This window comes from Pseudomonas sp. MS19 (genome assembly GCF_013277615.1).
In the GTDB taxonomy this organism is placed as follows: Bacteria; Pseudomonadota; Gammaproteobacteria; order Pseudomonadales; family Pseudomonadaceae; genus Aquipseudomonas; species Aquipseudomonas marincola.
In genome coordinates this window covers 528,006-545,569 of the sequence record NZ_VBTO01000008.1, presented here as the reverse complement: position 1 = coordinate 545,569, position 17,564 = coordinate 528,006, and the positions used below count along the sequence as shown (strand labels likewise).

Sequence of the window (17,564 nt, the reverse complement as noted above, 5' to 3'; positions counted from 1 at the left end):
GCGCCGAAAACAACAGAGCAGAAGCCTAAAGGAGCGCAAATGTCGCGTACGTTAATTCGCAAAGATCCTAACGCCTTTAAAACATTGCCACTGTTTGTTGAGGCCGACCCGGACGGGCTGGCTTATTCGAGCCTGGGCCGCCCGCTTAACTTCAGGGAAATGCTTGAGCGGCGCACCACCATTGAAATCGAAGACAACCAGCGCTTTGCCGTGGAACTGGCGAATCTCGGGGTCTCCGTACGCTTGACGCTGAACTGGCAAGGGCGTGATTACTGGGTGCTGGTACGCCAGCGCCGAGCCGACCGCGGCGATGTCGTGCTCAAGCTGATTTCCGGCTACGTGCCAGCCCACGAACTCAACTTGCCGCTGCTCACCGCCATTCAGGAAGTCGCTGAAGAGTGCCTGATGGAAACGCCCGAAGGCTGGCTGGCCGGACGCTTTGGCGAGACCTGGCTGCCGACGCCGTATCAAGGCGTGCTGCACTACCGTGAAGCGGTTAATTTCCGTCTTGGATCGTTATCGGGGGCTGCGCGCCCGGTGCGTTGCAGCAATCTGACGCTATTGGAGCGCCCGCGCGCATATGTGCACTTGCCAACGGCCTCGCTGCAACTGGTGTACGACATGCGCATGGAGCTGCCCAAAGAGGTCAAACAGCTGAGCCTGTTCCATGCCGATGAATGCCTTGAAGATGGCACCCTGGTCGCACGTCTGGACCGCAGTAAGCCAGACCTGTATCTGATCGCATTGGAAGACGGTAAACCCACCGCCGAATTGCTGACCTTGAAAAAGGGCGAGCTAAGCCCGGCGAGTACCCGCGGCGTCTGGCTGGCAGAGAGCTTTGCCGCTCAGGACGGCTGGGTGGTTCGCGATGAACGAATCCGCTGGAAGGACTGGGCAAAATCGCAACAACTCAAGGCGCCAACTGCCAAGAGTCCGGCAAAGCCCAAGCCGGCAGGAGCCGCCGATTTCAAACAACCGCAAGCGCGTCAGGGCTAGTACCTGACGCCGGTAATCCGCAACCTAGCGGGTTACCGGCACAGCATTTAGCGGTTGCGGATTTTCTCGACGATGGCTGTGGTCGAGCTGTTCTCAACCAGGCTCAGTACCCGCACTTCGCCGCCGTAGGCATTTACGATGTCCGCCCCAACGACCTGATCGATCGAGTAGTCGCCGCCCTTGACCAGCACATCAGGCTGCACTTGCTTGAGCAGGCGCTCGGGCGTGTCCTCGCTGAAACTCACCACCCAATCAACCGCGCCCAAGCCCGCCAAAACAGCCATACGCCGATCGACCGAGTTGATAGGTCGGCCCGGCCCTTTCAGGCGACTGACAGAACCATCATCGTTAACTGCCAGCACCAGACGATCACCTTGCGCACGCGCCTGCTCAAGGTAAGTCACGTGGCCTGCATGCAGAATGTCGAAACAGCCATTGGTGAATACGATCTTCTCGCCATGCGCGCGCGCATCCTCAATCGCAATCAGCAACTGATCGAGGCTCAACACGCCGCGCTCAGAACCTTGTTCCCGCTGCACAGCGCGACGCAACTCCGGCGCACTGATCGCCGCCGTACCCAGCTTGCCAACCACGATACCGGCAGCCAGATTGGCCAGGGCAACGGCTTGCGGCAACTCTTCGTCGGCCGCCAATGCCGCTGCCAGCGTGGAAATAACCGTATCGCCGGCGCCAGTCACATCGAACACTTCACGCGCCCGCGCAGGCAGATGCAGCGGTGCATGGCTTGGACGCAGTAAGGTCATGCCGTGTTCACCACGGGTCACCAGAAGCGCGCCCAACTCCAGTTCACGCATCAGCGCGGCACCTTTGCTGACCAATTGCGCTTCATCTTCACAACGCCCGACTATCGCCTCGAACTCGCTGAGGTTCGGGGTGATCAGGCTCGCGCCACGGTAGATGGAGAAATCTTTACCCTTGGGGTCGGCCAGCACCGGAATATTGCGTTTGCGCGCCAACTGCACCAGCGCCTGATGGTTTTTCAGTGCGCCCTTGCCGTAATCCGACAACACCAGCACTTTGACCCCGTCGAGCAGGGAATCGACCATTTTAGCCAACGCATCGGTGTCGGTATTGAAGGGTTCTTCGAAGTCCATGCGCAGCAACTGCTGATGACGGCTCATGACCCGCAGCTTGACGATGGTGGGCTGGTCTTCGATACGCTGGAAGTGGGTTCTGACGCCAATCGCCTCAAGGCTGTCGGTGAGGCTTTCAGCGGCTTCATCCTCACCAGTGACACCGACCAGGATTGCCGGTGCGCCCAGCGCCGCGATATTCAGCGCAACGTTGGCAGCGCCGCCGGGACGGTCTTCGATCTGCTCAACCTTGACCACCGGAACCGGCGCCTCTGGCGAGATACGTGAAGTACCGCCATGCCAGTAGCGGTCGAGCATGACATCGCCAACCACCAGAACCGGGGCTTGATCAAAACGGGGCATGGACAACTTCATGTGAACTCCGAAGCCTTTAAGTAGCGGTTTCTTAGTTTATCAGGCGAATCAGCACAGGCCAGTACAAACCTGGTGATCAGGATCAGCCGGCAAGCTGCGCCAAATGGCAGGACGTACGCAGCTTGCCGTTGTGGTGTTAGACGTTTTCAGACTCGGGCTCATCCAGTCCCAGCGCATGCAGGCGGGCGTAATAGCCATTCATCGCCAGCAGCTCGGCATGAGTGCCGCGCTCGACAATCTGCCCCTGCTCCATCACCAGAATCTGATCGGCCTTCTCGATAGTCGACAAACGGTGAGCGATCACCAGCGTCGTCCGGCCTTTCATAACCGAATCCAGCGCGGCCTGAATATGCCGCTCAGATTCAGTATCCAGCGCCGAAGTCGCTTCGTCGAGCACCAGAATCGGTGCATCTTTCAGCAGCGCACGGGCAATCGCCAAACGCTGGCGCTGACCGCCAGACAGCAGCACGCCGTTCTCGCCTACTTCTGTGTCGAGGCCTTCGGGCAGCTTATCGATAAACTCTTTGGCATACGCTGCTTCTACCGCATGCTCAATGTCTTCACGCGGCGCACCGGCCAGATCACCGTAGGCAATATTGTTGGCGACGGAATCGTTGAACAGCGTCACTTGCTGGGTCACCAGCGCGATATGCCGACGCAGGTTACGCAGGGTGTACTCTTCGATATCGACGCCATCTAGCAGGATCTGCCCGGTTTCATGGTGATAGAAGCGCGGAATCAGGTTGGCCAAAGTCGACTTGCCGCTGCCGGAGCGACCCACCAGAGCAATCATCTGGCCGGGCTCCGCGACAAAATTAATGTCGTGCAGCACGGCCTTCTCGGTACCTGGATACTGGAAGCTGAGGCCTTTGACCTCCAGACGACCGGTTGCCTTTTCGACCTCGACTGAACCGCTATCGACTTCCGGCGATTCATCAAGCTGCTCAAAGATGCTGTCCGCCGCTGCAAGGCCTTTCTGGATGGTGGCGCTCACCTCAGACAACTGGCGAATCGGCTTGGGCAGCAGACCGGCGGCCGTGATGTAAGCCACCAGATCACCGGCAGTCGCATCACCGCGAAGATACAAGACCAGGAACATCAGAACAGCCATCGCAACGTAGATGACCAACTGCAGCATCGGCGTGTACACCGCGCCAGTCTTGGTCATTTTCAATTGCTTGAAGGTGTTGTCACGGCTGGCAGTCTCGAAACGCTCAGACTCATAAGTCTCGCCGCCAAAGCTGCGCACTACGCGATAGCCCTGAATGGTTTCCGAGGCCACGTGAGTTACGTCCCCCATCGCCACCTGGATTTTCTTGCTCTGTTTGCGGAATTTTTTGCTGGCACTGCCAACCATCAGCGCAATAACCGGCAGGATCGCCAGCATGACCATGGTCAACTGCCAGTTCATCCACAACAGGTAGATAAACAGGAAGACCACCGTCAACCCTTCGCGAATAACCACCTTGATCGCATCAGTGGCAGCGCCTGTGACCATGGTCACGTTGAAGGTGATGCGTGAGATCAGATGACCCGAGTTGTGACTGTCGAAGTAACGATTGGGCAGGCTTAACAAGCTGTCGAATAACGCCGTGCGCAAATCGTGCACCAGGCTCAACGACACCTTGGCCAGATAATAGTTACCCAGAAACGAGCCAAGACCCTGCCAAGCTGCAATCAAGACGATTAGCAGCGGCACCGCCTGCAGCAGTTCGAGGTCTTGCAGGTAAGGGACTGTAGGGAAAAGCACCGCTTGCGGATTGGACAAGCCATCAACGAAGTACTTGAGAATTCCAGCGAGCATCGGCTGCGTCGAAGCAAAAATCACGTAGCCGACGATACTCAACCCAAAGTAGCCGACGTAAGGTTTTACGTAGCTGAGCAGGCGGAAATAAATTTTTAGACTGGTAGAGACAGGGGTTTTATCGCTCATAGGGCTCGACGCGCCGGTAGGGTAAAAAAGTATATCACAGGGCCTCAAAGACTAGAGCCAAGCATGCTGCCAGCAACGAAATTGCAGCACAAACTGCAAACTAAGCCGACAAAGGCTTCATCTTGCGGACAGATCAATTATGCTACGCCCCTTTCTAACAACCCCTTCCAGACAATGCAATCTTCCCCAAAGCTCATGGCAGCAACTCAAACTCGGCTATATACGTTGATCGCCCAGTACTGGCTGCCCCTTGGCTATTTTTTGCTGCTGACCGGGATGATCTGGCTGCCGGAACTCAGTACCCACACCAAGCTTTACTATGGCTTCTTTGCATTTCCGGCGTTGCTGGGACTGATAGTTAAGCCGAGTTTGTTCAAGACGCTGTTACGCGAGCCGATCATAGTGTTCTTTTTGCTGCTGGCCGCACTGATGATTCTGAGCCTTGACTGGTCGCACGAGCACAGCCCTGCAAGCCTGACCAAGCGGCCACTGTATATATTCATGCTGTTTGCCGGCTGCGCAATCATGGCCTGCCGGGATGTAAAACTCTTGCTGACAACCCTGCGCGTCAGTGCTGTGGTCATGTCATTGGGCGCGGCTTACAACCTCATCCAGTTTCTGCCTAGCGCCACTGCGGACGCACGCTTGGTAGGCACTGGGACACTGCGCAACCCACTGCTTTCTTCGCACGTATTTGGTTTCTTCTGCGCCTACTGGCTCGCGACATGGGCAACGTCTCAGGGCCGTAATAGCTGGATCGCAATTCTACTAACGCTGCCGTTGCTGGCAGTTGTGCTTGAGACCGGCTCACGAACGCCACTGCTGGCAATTTTTGCAGTAGCGCTTTGGCTGATGATGATTACCGGCAAAAAAGGCCTGTACGTGTTCGCCGCTGTTTGTTTGGCGGGTGTTGCGCTGTACTTTGTTGCGCCCGATATCCTGATGGAGCGCGGTTTGTCTTACCGGCCACATATCTGGCAACAGGCCCTAGAGCAGGCGCAGGAAAAACTCTGGTTTGGCTACGGTTATCAGAGCGAGTTCATATTCACGATTCCCGGCATGCAACAACTAGAAGACCCGCACAACGTTGAACTTGCCGTACTGCTACATCTGGGGCTTATCGGGCTGATAATCTGGGCGGCGATGTACTTCGCCCTGTTGCGCAAAACCCTGCAGCTTCGCCACGACGCTGCGATTCAAGTGGCGTCTGCACTGGTTTGCTACGGCGTATTCGCAGGATTAACCGAAGGCAGTTCGTTTATCTCGCGCCCGAACGAGAACTGGTACCTGATCTGGATTCCACTCGCGCTGTTTGCCGCCCTGTCCATTCGCCAACGCGTGCAGAACGACACATGACGACCCTGACCCAAGCACAGCTGAAAGCCAAACTAGAAGGCTCACAGACTATCGAGGAAGACGGCTACGGTCTTAAAGTTGCCCGGCTTGCCGATGGCAGCTTCCTTAAGCTCTTTCGTCGCAAGCGTCTTTTGTCGTCTTCGTTGTGGGCACCGCCGTCAGTGCGCTTTGCACGCAATGCCGCACGCCTGATAGCACTGGGTATCCCAGCACCCATCACGCTCGATTTGATTGTTGTGCCCGAGTTGCAACTCAACGGTTTGCAGTACGAACCAGTCGCTGGCGAAACCCTGCGCAGTTACTGGCGCACTTTGACCCAGGAGCAGTTGCCAAACGAGCTGTTTCGGTTCGGCAACTTCCTCGGCCAGCTGCATGAGTCCGGGGTTTACTTCCGCTCGCTACATCTGGGCAACGTACTGATCATGCCCGACCAGCAATTTGCCCTGATTGATGTGTCCGATATGAAGATATTCTCGCGCCCGCTCTCATTCTGGCAGCGCACGCGAAATGTCCAGCATATGGTGCGGTACAAGGAAGACACGACCTGGCTGGCCGACGAACATCTCGACTCGCTGGTGCAGGGCTACGCCCAATCCGCCGGCAACAAAGCCGCTGCCCGGCTAAACCACGCGTTTACCAGCCGCAAGCAAGCAGCCAAGTAACCGCCAACAAAATCAGTCAGCAGCTTGAGATTGCCTACGCCGGTAGCAGGTAACGTCCTGCTGCCCGAAGCGTCTTGCTGTTCCAGGCGCTCACCGGCAAGCGCTTGAATAGCTCGCGAGCGAGCGGTTTGTCGGTACGCGCGCACTTCAACAACATCGAATTGATGAAGCGATTACACACCTCAGAGTACTGCGGGTGATCGCTGAACAGCGCGTAAGTCGTCAGCACGCTGTCGATCATGAAACGCAGGTTCTTGTAGGTGTTGGTGTCGTGTGTCCGGTACTTGGCGAGAACCGGCTCCAGCACATCAATGAAATAACCCGCCCGGGTTATCTTCAACTCGATGTACAAGTCCTCAAGGCGGATTTTAGGGTCAAAGCCGCCAACCTTTTCGAGCGCCTCGCGCCGGAACAATAGCGTCGGTGCAGGTGCTCCGGGCTTGGTCTGCAGAAACACATCATCAAAATTCAGCCGCCGTGCCGGGCGCAGACGCTGACGATCCTTAACCTTGCTCTGTGCATCGATCTTTTCGATATTGCCGGCGCAAATACCGACCTCCGGAGCGTGCGCCATGTGCGCCACTTGCAGTGCAATGCGCTCGGCAACCATGACATCGTCCGAACCAAACGGCGCGATGAGGCTGCCTTTGGACATCGCAATCGCGTCATTCAACGTGCTCGAAAGCCCTTGGTTTTTCTGCACCTTGAAGTAAAAGCCGTGCTGATTTTGCAATGCAGTGATGCGCTCTACGCTGTCATCGCTAGAGCCATCATCAATCACCAACAACTCGATATTCGGGTAGGTTTGATTGAGAACGCTGAGAATGCTTTCTTCAATGTACTGGCCATGGTTATAAGAGGCGATGATCACCGTAACCAGAGGGGATTCAGCGTTCTTATCCATGATTTGCAGGCTCCGGATTCAACGCCTGCTCGATCAACTGCCGATAATTCTGCCGATAATCGTCAATCGAATGAGCGTGGCACAGGTACTCGTAAGCAGTGTTTCCCTTGGCCGTAAGCTCTTCAGCGCTAAGCTCAAGAACCCTGACCATTTGCTCGGCCAGCGCCGTGACATTCTTCACCGGGAAAATATAGCCGCCACTGTCTTCAAGGAGTGGTTTGAGGCTGTCGATGTCTGAGCCGATCACTGTCAAATGTCCGGCCATCGCCTCCAGCATCGCCAGCGGCAGGCCTTCCGAAAGCGACGGCATGACAAACACATCGAAAGCCCGCACATACTGCAGCGCATCATTACGGGCGCCCAACAGGTGCACACGTCCGGCCAGTTGCAACCGATTGATGGCGGCTTGCAGATCCGCGCGTGAACGCCCTTCACCGATAATCGCCAGTTGAGCGTTAGGGTAACGATCCTTGAGGGTGGCAAAGGCTTCGACCATATAGATCTGGCCTTTCACGGGAACCAGTCGACCAATCGTGCCGAACACGAAAGCCCCAGCCTCCAGAGCCAGCGCTTCACGCGCCTGCTCGCGAGGCAACAGCAGACGCTCCGCTCGCTGAATATCAATCGCGTTATTAATCTTCAAACTATTACGCGGCGTGAACCCTCCGCCACACCCCAGCAAGTACTCATGCACGGCACGTGAAACGCCGACGACCCGCCAGTTATCAGTGAGCAGCAGGCGTGACTCAAAGCGCCGGTAAGCCCGGTCAAAATCACCGATACCGTGCTGCACGCCGATGCACAGCGGTATTTTCAGCCAACGATTAAGTAGCATCAGCATGTTCATGGACTTGAAGCGATGAGCAATCACCACATCAAACCCCTCTTCGCGGCAGAACTGATAAAGCCGATACATTGCCTTCAGTCGCAACCCCTTGAGCTGCGACTGCGGAAAATCAAAATACACTGAGCGCGAAGCCACGCTATGCGGTTCACCTTCTCCAGGCGCGCCGCGTAAAAAAGCTGTAACGACCTCAAAACGATCCGCAGGCAAGCCCTTGATAATCTGTTCTGCAAGGTCCGATGCATTGACGTTGTAGCGCCCCTGAAGCTGCAAAACCTTGAGCTTACGTGACATTAACGCCCTCTCAGCAAGAGCTTGATCGCCTTGCGGGTATATGACCAATTGGCAATCAGGCGCCAGTCGGCGCGCAACGCATCTTTGTAGAACTCAAGCGCCGTATCTCGCTCGCCGGCACTGTAAAACGTACGAAACAATGAAGCGCAGCGCTGCGCGACAAAACTGCGTTTAAGGTCCTGCAGTTCAGCGGGCATACGCTGCTCTGAAAACACCTCATCAACCAGCGCCAAGCCAGACTCACGGGCGAACTTCAGATTATGCCGCAAGCTTCCCGCGTGCTTGTGAATCAGCACCAGCGGTTGCTCGACTGTAGTACAGGAAAAACGCGCCAGCGCCTGAGCAAAGACGGGGATGTCTTCGGCGCTGCGAAAATTCTCGGGATAAACGCCGTGGGCAAAAATCTCACGGTGCATTGCACACGCGCCATTGCTCAGCACCACGCTCTTTTTCAGCAAATATGCCTGCACCCGCTCACGTGCACCGCTCGGGAAGTTCGACGCCGGACGCAGTCGCTGTTTGCCACTGTCGAATACTGACCAATAAGCACCTGCGACCATTCGGGTCGTCGGATATCCTTCGATATGCTGGGCCAGCACTGCAAGTGCGCCTGGCGCCATCTCATCATCAGCATCAAGGAAGATCAGGTACTGGCCTGAGGTTTCCTCGATGCCGCGGTTACGCGCTGAAGCGGAACCGCCATTGGCCTTGCTGATGACACGAAAACGCCCATTGTGCTTGGCTTGTAGCTGCTCAAGCACCTCTAAGGTCTGATCAGTGGAGCCATCATCGACCACCAGTAAATCGGCAGAGGCTTGATCCAGCTGAGCCACTACCGATTCGACTGCCCGCGCTATTTTTTCTGCATAGTTATAGGCGGGGATGACCACACTAAAAAGCGGTTCAGACACCGTCATACCAATCCATACCTTCCTTAACCACCAGGATATCTTCCATGATGAGGTACTGCAGGTCAGAGCCGTAGAACATGTTCAGCGCATCAGTCGGCGAGCAGATCATTGCTTCACCCCGGCGGTTAAGCGAGGTGTTCAGCGATACGCCATTGCCGGTGAGGTTTTCCAGCTCTTTCATCATGTCGTAGTAACGCGGGTTGTACTCACGCTTGAGCACCTGCGCACGCGAAGTGCCGTCTTCGTGGACCACTTCAGAGACGCGGGTTTTCCACTCGTCATTCACCTCAAAGGTGAAGGTCATAAACGGTGACGGGTGATCAACCTTGAGCATTTGTGTGCCGACCGTGTCGAGCATCGACGGGCAGAATGGGCGCCAGCGCTCGCGGAACTTGATCTGCTCGTTAATCCGGTTGGCAACGCCGGGAATGCTTGGGCAACCGACGATTGAGCGACCGCCCAAGGCGCGAGGACCAAACTCCATGCGCCCCTGGAACCAGGCAACGGGATTGCCATCGACCATGATCTTGGCGATGCGCTGCGGCATGTTGTCGATTTGCTTGAAGGTCGGCTTGCTCGGGTGCTTGGCGCACGCTGCAATCACATCTTCGTTGGAGTACGACGGGCCGAGGTAGACGTGTTCCATCTTCTCGACCGGAACCCCGAGCTTGTTCGACACGTACGCGGCGGCGCCAACAGAGGTCCCGGCGTCGCCGGAGGCAGGCTGAACGAACAGCTCTTTGACTTCGGGACGGGCGATGATCTTCTGGTTGAGTTTAACGTTGAGCGCGCTGCCGCCGGCATAGGCGATCTTGCCGGTTTCCTTGATGATGTCACCGAGGTAGTAATCCATCATCTGCAGGGCAAGTTTTTCAAACAGTGCCTGAATGCTTGCTGCGTAATGGATGTACGGATCGTCGGCGATATCGCCTTCACGCTTTGGCCCGAGCCAGTCGATCAGCTTCTTCGAGAAGTAGAAGCCCTTACCATTCTCTTTGTAACGGCGCAGGCCGATTACGTTGGCGTACTCGGTGTTGATCACCAGTTCGCCATTTTCAAAGGAAGCCAAACGCGACAGGTCGTACTTGGACGCATCGCCGTATGGCGCCATGCCCATGACTTTGAATTCGCCGTCAAGCATCTCGAAACCGAGGAACTCGGTCATCGCGCCGTAAAGGCCGCCAAGCGAATCCGGGTCGTAGAATTCTTTGATCTTGTGGATCTTGCCATTCTCGCCGTAGCCGAAGAATGTAGTGGCGTACTCGCCCTTGCCGTCGATCCCGAGGATCGCCGTCTTCTCGGTGAAGCCCGAGCAGTGGTAGGCGCTGGAAGCATGCGCCAGGTGGTGTTCAACGGCTTCGATCTTGACCTTCTTCAGGTCAAAGCCAAGCTGCTCCAGGCACCATTTGATCTTGGTGCGGTAGCGCTTGTAGCGACGGTTGCCGGTAAGAATCGCATCGAGGGCGCGATCCGGCGCGTACCAGTAGCGCTTGGCGTAGTGCCAACGGGCTTTATCGAACAGGCTGATCGGGGCAAACGGAATGGCCACCACATCGACGTCCGCCGGCTTGATACCCGCCTGCTCCAAACAGAACTTGGCCGACTCGTAGGGCATGCGGTTCTTAGCATGCTTGTCGCGTACAAAGCGCTCTTCTTCAGCGGCCGCCACCAGCTTGCCATCGATATAAAGTGCTGCCGATGGATCGTGGCTAAGCGCGCCAGAAAGTCCAAGAATCGTCAGTGCCACAGGGAAAACCTCTTTAAAGCTGCTGAGTACTCAACACTCAGCGGTTATTTAATGACCCAGCTCCAATCGGGAGCAATCGCTGCCGGCATCAATGCCCGGGCAACTCAGAGGTCTTGGGTATACGTTGGTCGAGCAGTTGATACAACTCACTTTGCTGCGGCCAGTTTCGCAGAAATCTGGCCCTGTCACGGCTGTAAGCGCCGGAAAAGCTGTGGGCGCTGCTGTGCTGCTGCATGGCGTCCAGATCAATCAACAACCAGCGGCCATCTTGCCAAAGCACGTTCGTCCCTTTGAGATCTCCGTGACTAATACGTTCGCGCAGCATTGCACTAAACAATTGATCCAGCGCAGCCAACTCGGCATCAGATGGCCTGGCCGATAAACCAGTCGCTTCGGCATAAGGCCTGAATCGGCTGATTATATCCTCACCTGAGCAATGCTCGGTAACCAGATAAGCGCCACGGCGCAACCAGAGCGTCCTGCGCTCGACAATCGCCAGCGGGCGCGGCGTGCCAATGCCGAGAAAATCGAGGCGGTTTCCCTCCTGCCAGCTATGCCAGGCGCGGCTTGGGCGCCAGAAACGCTTGAGCCAGTGAAAGAAACCTTTGATGTTGTAACGCTTTATAACCAGCGACCGTCCGGTATGCTCAATTTGCGCAACGGTTGAGGAACAGCCGAGTTTAAGTGCCTGACCTTCTGCTATCGCGCTGTCGAGGCGGCTCAGTACTGGCGCAAGGTTGTCGACCTCTTCGCGGCGAACCACCTGCAAAATGGCGGCGCTACTGCGCGCGCAAAACAACGTGCAGTCTCGACCGATTTTCTTCAAGTAGTCGCGCAAGCGCCACCGACGAACCCTGGCGACCTCTTTGAGTAGCGCCTCCAGCGGCAATGCATGCTCGCCATTTACCAGCAGGTAATGCACCAGCAGCTCTTCAATCGAGTCATCAATCGCCGCAGGCAGTTGGGCGAAAAACACCCCGAGATTGCTTAGCACCTTGTCGCGGGGCAGCGCCTGACCCGGCTGCTCGGCGCGCACACCGCCGCCATCAATCAAATACAACTGGCCTTCGCGGCGCATCAAGTTGTCGAGATGCAAATCGTCCTGCCAAAGGCCCTGTAGATGCAGGCGTGCGATCACCTTCAAAGCCTCGCCCAACAGCGTTTGCTGGGCGTCACTAAGCAATGGTTGCGCGCTAAGCGTCTGCCACTCATCGCCGAGGTTTTGTGCATTGTCGAGGAACTCAAACAGCAGCCAGCCACCTTCGCCCCGACGAAAGCCATGTTCGAGCAACTGCGGGGTTTGCATGCCTTGCGCTGCTAGCAACTGCGCGCCCGCCAGCTCTTGCTGATAGTTGCGCTCGGCACTGGAGCCGACCAGAAATTTGGCAAGCACTTCACGCCCGGCCCAACTGGCTTTGCCAACGTAGCGCTTGTTGGGCAATACGCGCAGAGTGCTCAGCAACTGTAAGGGCTGCGCGGTGGCGCCCTGCACTTGCAGCGGCAACTCAAGCGTGCGGCCGGCATGCTGCAAATCAGTCAGCTTCATACGCTGCCAACCTTTGCTGCACACTGTTGTCCGCCACAGAACAGAAGTTGAGGCGTTGTTGGCGAGCATGGCAAACCAAGATCAATCACTCGCGGCCCTCGAAAAAATTGATGATGCGCCACAGGTACTTCTTGTCCCGTGCGTCTAACTTGTCGTGCCCGCAGTACTGCAAATAAAAGCGCAGGCGCTGGGTACGGGTGAGGTGATACTTGGCAACCTTATCAAGGCACGCCAGATCCTTGATGATCCGGTAGCGCAGAAAAGGCCCCCACCAAAAGCTACCAGCGGGACAGTCGATGAGAAACAGTTCTTTCGCATCATTTACCAGCAAATTACGCCATTTTAAATCATTATGAGCGAAGTTGTGCTCATGCAGAGTACGCGTGGCGTCTGCCAGTTGAGCGCTGACGGTTGCAACCCACGCACCATCACGCAAACACGGCGCGTTGCGCTGCGCCAGCTGGGCCATGTCCTCGGTGGCTGGCAACTCGCGGGTAATCAACGCACCGCGGCTAAACGCCCAACCTTTGCGCTCCAGGCCAAAGCCGACGACGGGCGCAGTCGGCACCCCCCACTTGATAAAGTTTTTGAGGTTTTGCCACTCAGCCTTGACCCGCGGACGCCCGATAAACCGGCGCAGGCCTTTACCCGCGCCGAGATAACGCTTGATGTAATAGCGCTGGCCGTCCAGTTCGCAAAGAATCACCTCGGAGAGCGGGTCACGGGTAATTTCGCGGCCCTGAGTTGCAAATACCGCTTCTAAACTCGCAAATGCCTGAACTTCAGCAGGTGTTGCGCCCTCACTCAGACGCCACTCACTCATTGCCAGCCCCCGGCGCGTATTTGCGCGCGTAACGCTGCATCAGTTTGTCAGCCTTGCGCTGCAACCACGCCAGTAACGGCGCTTCATCGCGCAGAATCTGACGCAACGAAGGGGCAGCAGAAGCGCTGCGAAAGTAGGCTTTGATAAAACGTAATTTGTCGCGCTCGGTCAGGCCGATATTCAATGCAGAAAAATACAATCCAGCCAAATCCTTATTGCGCCAGCGCACTGGGGTGGCGCTGCGTACCTGAGCCCGGTGTAAATCGATCACCGAGAGCCTGAAATCATCAAAGCGAACGGCCTTGTCGGTGTGCAGCAAAAAGTGGCAAATGTAGCAATCGCGGTGATTAACCCCGGCGCGGTGCATTTCGCCAAGCATCTGCCCCACTCGCTCGATCAATGCGCGCTTGAGTTTTACCTCGGGCGGGTTTTGCGGCCAATCGAGGCTGTAATCTTCCAGGCTCTCGGTCGGTGCCAGCTCTTCGGTGATGATGAATGAATGCTGCGCTGCCGGATTATTACCGCGCTCGCCAAACGCCACAGCGGTCATGGTCGGCACGCCGACTTGCTGCAAACGCGAAATCGCCTGCCACTCCTGACGAGCGCCAAGCACCGGCAATTTGGCGGTGGATAAGTTCTTGAAGATTTCACTCCAGCCAATGCCACGGTGAATCTTGACGAAATAGCCGCGCCCCGCGACTTCTGTACGCAGCGTGCGGCGCCCTTCCAGCTCACGGTAAACCTGGCCTTGCAACTGCTCGACCTCGACAAACGGATCTTTGCCGGCCCACAGGCTTTTGAATGGCTCGTTAAGCATTAACTTCATGAACGCTCCGCAAGAATCACATCGGCAGCATATTGCGGCATGCTGTAAAGGTCGGCGGAGTCCGCAAAAGCCAGTCCATTGCGCTGCCACAACGTACGCTGCTGGGCATCGGCGAGCATTTCAGCGAGCATCGTATTCAGTTTGTCCTGATTGAATGGGCTGGGCACGACGCGCCCGGCATCGGCTTCGGCGATGTAATGGGCGTAGCCACACACATCGGTAACCAACACCGGCAAACCGGCCACCACGGCTTCAAGCAAAACCGTGCCGGTATTCTCGTTGTAAGCCGGATGAATCAATAAGTCAGCGCCCAGCAGGAAGCGCGGAATATCGCTGCGACCCTTGAGTATCTGCACCTGATCGGACAAACCCAGCGCCTTGATCTGCAACAGGAATGGTTTGGGGTCATCCTGCCCAATAACAATCAGCCGGGTGCGCTTGCGCAGTTCGCGCGGCAATCCAGCTAACGCCTTGAGGCTGCGGTCGAGCCCTTTGGTCTTGAAGCCCGAGCCAATCTGCACCAGCAGCAGATCATCATCCGCCAGCTTGAACTCCTGCCTGAATTGCCGACGAATCTCATCAGCGTTGGCCGGCGCACGCCTGTCGGCAGTAATCCCCGGCGGCAGCAGATGGAAACGCTCAGCGGGCGTCCCGTAGTGCTTGACGAATAGCGGCTGCTGAACCTCGGATATCATCAGAATCTCGGTCTTCGACTCGGGCGCAAAAACAGCGCGCTCGTAATCGGCAAAGTGTTTGTAGCGGCCCCACTTGCGGTAAATCGAGTTGCGCAAGTTTTGCGCCTTGTCTTCAAAGCAGCCGTCGGCGGCGTAATAGACATCCAGCCCGGGCATCTTGTTGAAGCCCACTACACGATCAACCGGGCGCGTGGCCAGATCGGCCTTGACCCAGGCGGTGAGTTTCTCGTTGCGTTTGTGGTTGAACAGCGCCCTGACAGGCACCACGACCACTTCGAAACCGGCGGGTATTTCGCCTTCCCAGATCGGCGTATACACCCGAATATTGTGCCCGCGCTGCTGGCATTCAAGGGCAATGCGCATGAAATCGCGCTGCAATCCGCCGAACGGAAAGTATTTGTAAAGGATGAACGCCAACTGCATCAGACCGGCTCCTGCTGTGACAGTAATTGCTCCAGCGCAGCGACAACCTGCGGCGGCTTGAGATCATCGAAACACGGCAGGTTACGATCACCTTTGCCTGCATTCCGGCCGCTGGCACACAGATGCACCTGCGAGCGACCATAAGCGCCAACGCGACCAGGCAGCGTTGGGCCGTACAAAGAAATACTCGGCACATCGAGCGCGGCGGCCAGATGGCCGAGCCCGGTGTCCACTGCGACACAGGCCTTGGCGCCGGCAATGACCCGCGCCACACCGGCCAGATTCAGCTTGGGCAATACCGCCGCGTTCTCCAAACCGACAGCGATACGCTCGGCGCGGGCTTTTTCCACCTCGTTACCCCAAGGCAGGCGAATGGCAAAACCCTTGGCACTCATTTGCTCGGCCAATTGCCGCCAGTAGGCCTCCGGCCAGTGTTTGCTGGCCCACGTGGTGCCGTGCAGGAACAGCAAATAAGGCTGCTCGACCACACCGGCCATCTGCTGACGATCAAGGCCGTAATCTCCCAGCCCGTCAGGCAACTGATAACCCAGCGCCTGGGCAAATAACTGGCGAACACGCTCCAGCGCATGCTGCTCACGGGGCACCGCATAGAGCTTGTCGTAAAAGCGGCAGGCAATCGGCTCACGCGCAGAGTTACGATCCAGCCCCGCCACGGGTGCTTTGACGTAGCGCGTCAGCAGCGCACTTTTCAGCAGGCCCTGCGCATCAATCACCAGATCGTAGGGCGTTTCACGCAGGCGCGCCTTGAATCGGCTCCATTCACCGTTCCTGAGGGTTTGCATCAGGTTCTTGCGCCAGCGGCGAATCGCCACCGGAATCACCTGCGCAACAGCCGGATGCCACGCAGGGATCTCGGCAAAGCCTTCTTCCACCACCCAGTCAAACTGAATACCGGGAATAGCCCGCGCCGCGTCAGTGAGCGCAGGCAGGGTGTGGATAACATCGCCAAGCGATGAGGTTTTAATTAACAGAACCCGCACTATTGAACCTCGACCGGATCAGCCACCAGGCGCTCAAGTGCCTCAACCACCGGACGCGGCTTGAGCTCACGCAAGCAATTGTAGTGACCAAAACGACAGGTACGGTCGAAGCAAGGGCTGCACTCAATGCCCAAGCGCACAACCTCGACCTGATCCGCCAAGGGCGGGGTGAACTGCGGTGAAGTTGAACCATAAACGGCGACCAGCGGCCGGTTCAATGCCGCGGCCACATGCATCAGGCCGGAGTCGTTCGACACCACGGCAGCGGCGCATGACATCAAATCTATTGCCTCGGCCAGGCTGGTTTCGCCGGCAAGGTTCATCGCCTCTTCGCGCAGGCCCGGAATCAGCCGCGCACGAATTTCTTCGCCAACGGCATGATCATTCTTCGAGCCGAACAGCCAGACTTGCCAGCCAGCGCGGATTTTCAACTCGGCGACCTTGGCGTAGTGCTCACTCGGCCAGCGCTTGGCTTCACCAAACTCGGCGCCTGGACACAGGGCCAGCACCGGCCGGTCGAGCATCAGGCCGAACTTGCCAAGCGCACTCTCGCGACTGGCAGGGTCGATTTGCAGCAATGGCTGCGGATACGGCTTGACCAGTTCAGCGCCTGGCTCATAGGCCAGCGCCATGAAGCGCTCGATCATCAACGGGTAGCGTTCTTTATCGAGAATCCGTACGTCGTTGAGCAGGCCGTAGCGCATCTCGCCCTTCCAGCCCGTGCGCACTGGAATACCGGCAAAGAACGGCACCAGTGCCGACTTCAGCGAGTTGGGCAACAAAATTGCCTGGTCATACTGACCGGCCAGCGACTTGCCGATTTTGCGCCGGGTTTTAAGCTCCAGCACGCCATGCCCCAGCGGAAAGCTGAGCGCCTTGCGCACTTCGGGCATGCGCTCAAGAATCGGCCGACTCCAGTCAGGCGCCAAAACATCGATTTCGGACTCGGGATAACGCTGCTTGAGACACTGAAAAAGTGTCTGCGCCATCACCATGTCGCCCACCCAGCTTGGACCTACGATCAGTATTTTCATGCTTATTCCAGAAACGATCAGGGAGGCTCACGCCTCCCTATCACTCTAATTCATCAGCGAATCGCTGCCAAAACAGCGACGCGCGAGGGCGGGCCGAGTG

The 17,564-nt window shown here is 57.0% G+C and carries 15 protein-coding genes; 3 read left to right on the top strand and 12 right to left on the bottom strand.

What is annotated here, in order from left to right:
- Positions 1–39 precede the first annotated feature (39 nt).
- Entirely contained in the window at positions 40–996 is a 957-nt protein-coding gene (locus FEZ62_RS09680) for a metal ABC transporter ATPase (protein ID WP_069898317.1), read from the top strand.
- Between the two features lie 47 nt (positions 997–1,043).
- On the opposite strand, the gene hldE is transcribed toward FEZ62_RS09680, so the two are convergent.
- Positions 1,044–2,465 (bottom strand): bifunctional D-glycero-beta-D-manno-heptose-7-phosphate kinase/D-glycero-beta-D-manno-heptose 1-phosphate adenylyltransferase HldE, encoded by a 1,422-nt coding sequence (gene hldE / locus FEZ62_RS09675; RefSeq protein WP_150547792.1) that lies wholly within the window; start codon positions 2,463–2,465, stop codon positions 1,044–1,046.
- Positions 2,466–2,601: 136 nt separating this feature from the next.
- Positions 2,602–4,398 carry a lipid A export permease/ATP-binding protein MsbA gene (msbA, locus tag FEZ62_RS09670; RefSeq protein ID WP_172927505.1) on the bottom strand — a complete coding sequence of 599 codons (1,797 nt, stop codon included), beginning with the start codon at positions 4,396–4,398 and terminating at the stop codon, positions 2,602–2,604.
- A gap of 195 nt (positions 4,399–4,593) precedes the next feature.
- On the opposite strand from msbA, the gene FEZ62_RS09665 reads away from it, so the two are divergent.
- Positions 4,594–5,754 (top strand): O-antigen ligase family protein, encoded by a 1,161-nt coding sequence (locus tag FEZ62_RS09665; protein ID WP_172927504.1) that lies wholly within the window; start codon positions 4,594–4,596, stop codon positions 5,752–5,754.
- The gene (locus FEZ62_RS09660; protein WP_172927503.1) at positions 5,751–6,416 is read left to right on the top strand and encodes a polymerase; all 666 of its coding nucleotides are present in this window, start codon (positions 5,751–5,753) and stop codon (positions 6,414–6,416) included. The genes FEZ62_RS09665 and FEZ62_RS09660 overlap by 4 nt, the downstream gene beginning before the upstream one ends.
- A gap of 34 nt (positions 6,417–6,450) precedes the next feature.
- Here the strand turns inward: FEZ62_RS09660 and FEZ62_RS09655 are convergent, their stop codons facing one another.
- From FEZ62_RS09655 to waaF, 10 genes are all read right to left on the bottom strand, one after another.
- Positions 6,451–7,320, bottom strand: a complete 870-nt coding sequence (locus tag FEZ62_RS09655) for a glycosyltransferase (protein WP_069898321.1) — start codon at positions 7,318–7,320, stop codon at positions 6,451–6,453.
- Positions 7,313–8,458, bottom strand: a complete 1,146-nt coding sequence (locus FEZ62_RS09650) for a glycosyltransferase (protein WP_172927502.1) — start codon at positions 8,456–8,458, stop codon at positions 7,313–7,315. Before FEZ62_RS09650 ends, FEZ62_RS09655 begins: the two co-directional genes overlap by 8 nt.
- A complete protein-coding gene (locus FEZ62_RS09645) occupies positions 8,458–9,375 on the bottom strand; it encodes a glycosyltransferase family 2 protein (RefSeq protein ID WP_172927501.1) in 918 nt (305 codons plus the stop codon). Before FEZ62_RS09645 ends, FEZ62_RS09650 begins: the two co-directional genes overlap by 1 nt.
- Positions 9,362–11,116 (bottom strand): carbamoyltransferase, encoded by a 1,755-nt coding sequence (locus FEZ62_RS09640; RefSeq protein ID WP_090510270.1) that lies wholly within the window; start codon positions 11,114–11,116, stop codon positions 9,362–9,364. Before FEZ62_RS09640 ends, FEZ62_RS09645 begins: the two co-directional genes overlap by 14 nt.
- Positions 11,117–11,204: 88 nt before the next feature.
- Entirely contained in the window at positions 11,205–12,662 is a 1,458-nt protein-coding gene (locus tag FEZ62_RS09635; protein ID WP_172927500.1) for a lipopolysaccharide kinase InaA family protein, read from the bottom strand.
- 85 nt (positions 12,663–12,747) lie between these two features.
- Entirely contained in the window at positions 12,748–13,485 is a 738-nt protein-coding gene (locus FEZ62_RS09630; RefSeq protein ID WP_069898324.1) for a lipopolysaccharide kinase InaA family protein, read from the bottom strand.
- Complete coding sequence (gene rfaP / locus FEZ62_RS09625) at positions 13,478–14,311, bottom strand: lipopolysaccharide core heptose(I) kinase RfaP (RefSeq protein WP_172927499.1); 834 nt, start codon at positions 14,309–14,311, stop codon at positions 13,478–13,480. Before rfaP ends, FEZ62_RS09630 begins: the two co-directional genes overlap by 8 nt.
- Positions 14,308–15,429 (bottom strand): glycosyltransferase family 4 protein, encoded by a 1,122-nt coding sequence (locus tag FEZ62_RS09620; RefSeq protein ID WP_172927498.1) that lies wholly within the window; start codon positions 15,427–15,429, stop codon positions 14,308–14,310. Before FEZ62_RS09620 ends, rfaP begins: the two co-directional genes overlap by 4 nt.
- On the bottom strand, positions 15,429–16,430 hold the full coding sequence (gene waaC, locus FEZ62_RS09615; protein ID WP_172927497.1) for a lipopolysaccharide heptosyltransferase I: 1,002 nt from the start codon (positions 16,428–16,430) through the stop codon (positions 15,429–15,431). Before waaC ends, FEZ62_RS09620 begins: the two co-directional genes overlap by 1 nt.
- Positions 16,430–17,464 carry a lipopolysaccharide heptosyltransferase II gene (waaF, locus tag FEZ62_RS09610; RefSeq protein WP_069898328.1) on the bottom strand — a complete coding sequence of 345 codons (1,035 nt, stop codon included), beginning with the start codon at positions 17,462–17,464 and terminating at the stop codon, positions 16,430–16,432. The genes waaC and waaF overlap by 1 nt, the downstream gene beginning before the upstream one ends.
- Positions 17,465–17,564 lie beyond the last annotated feature (100 nt).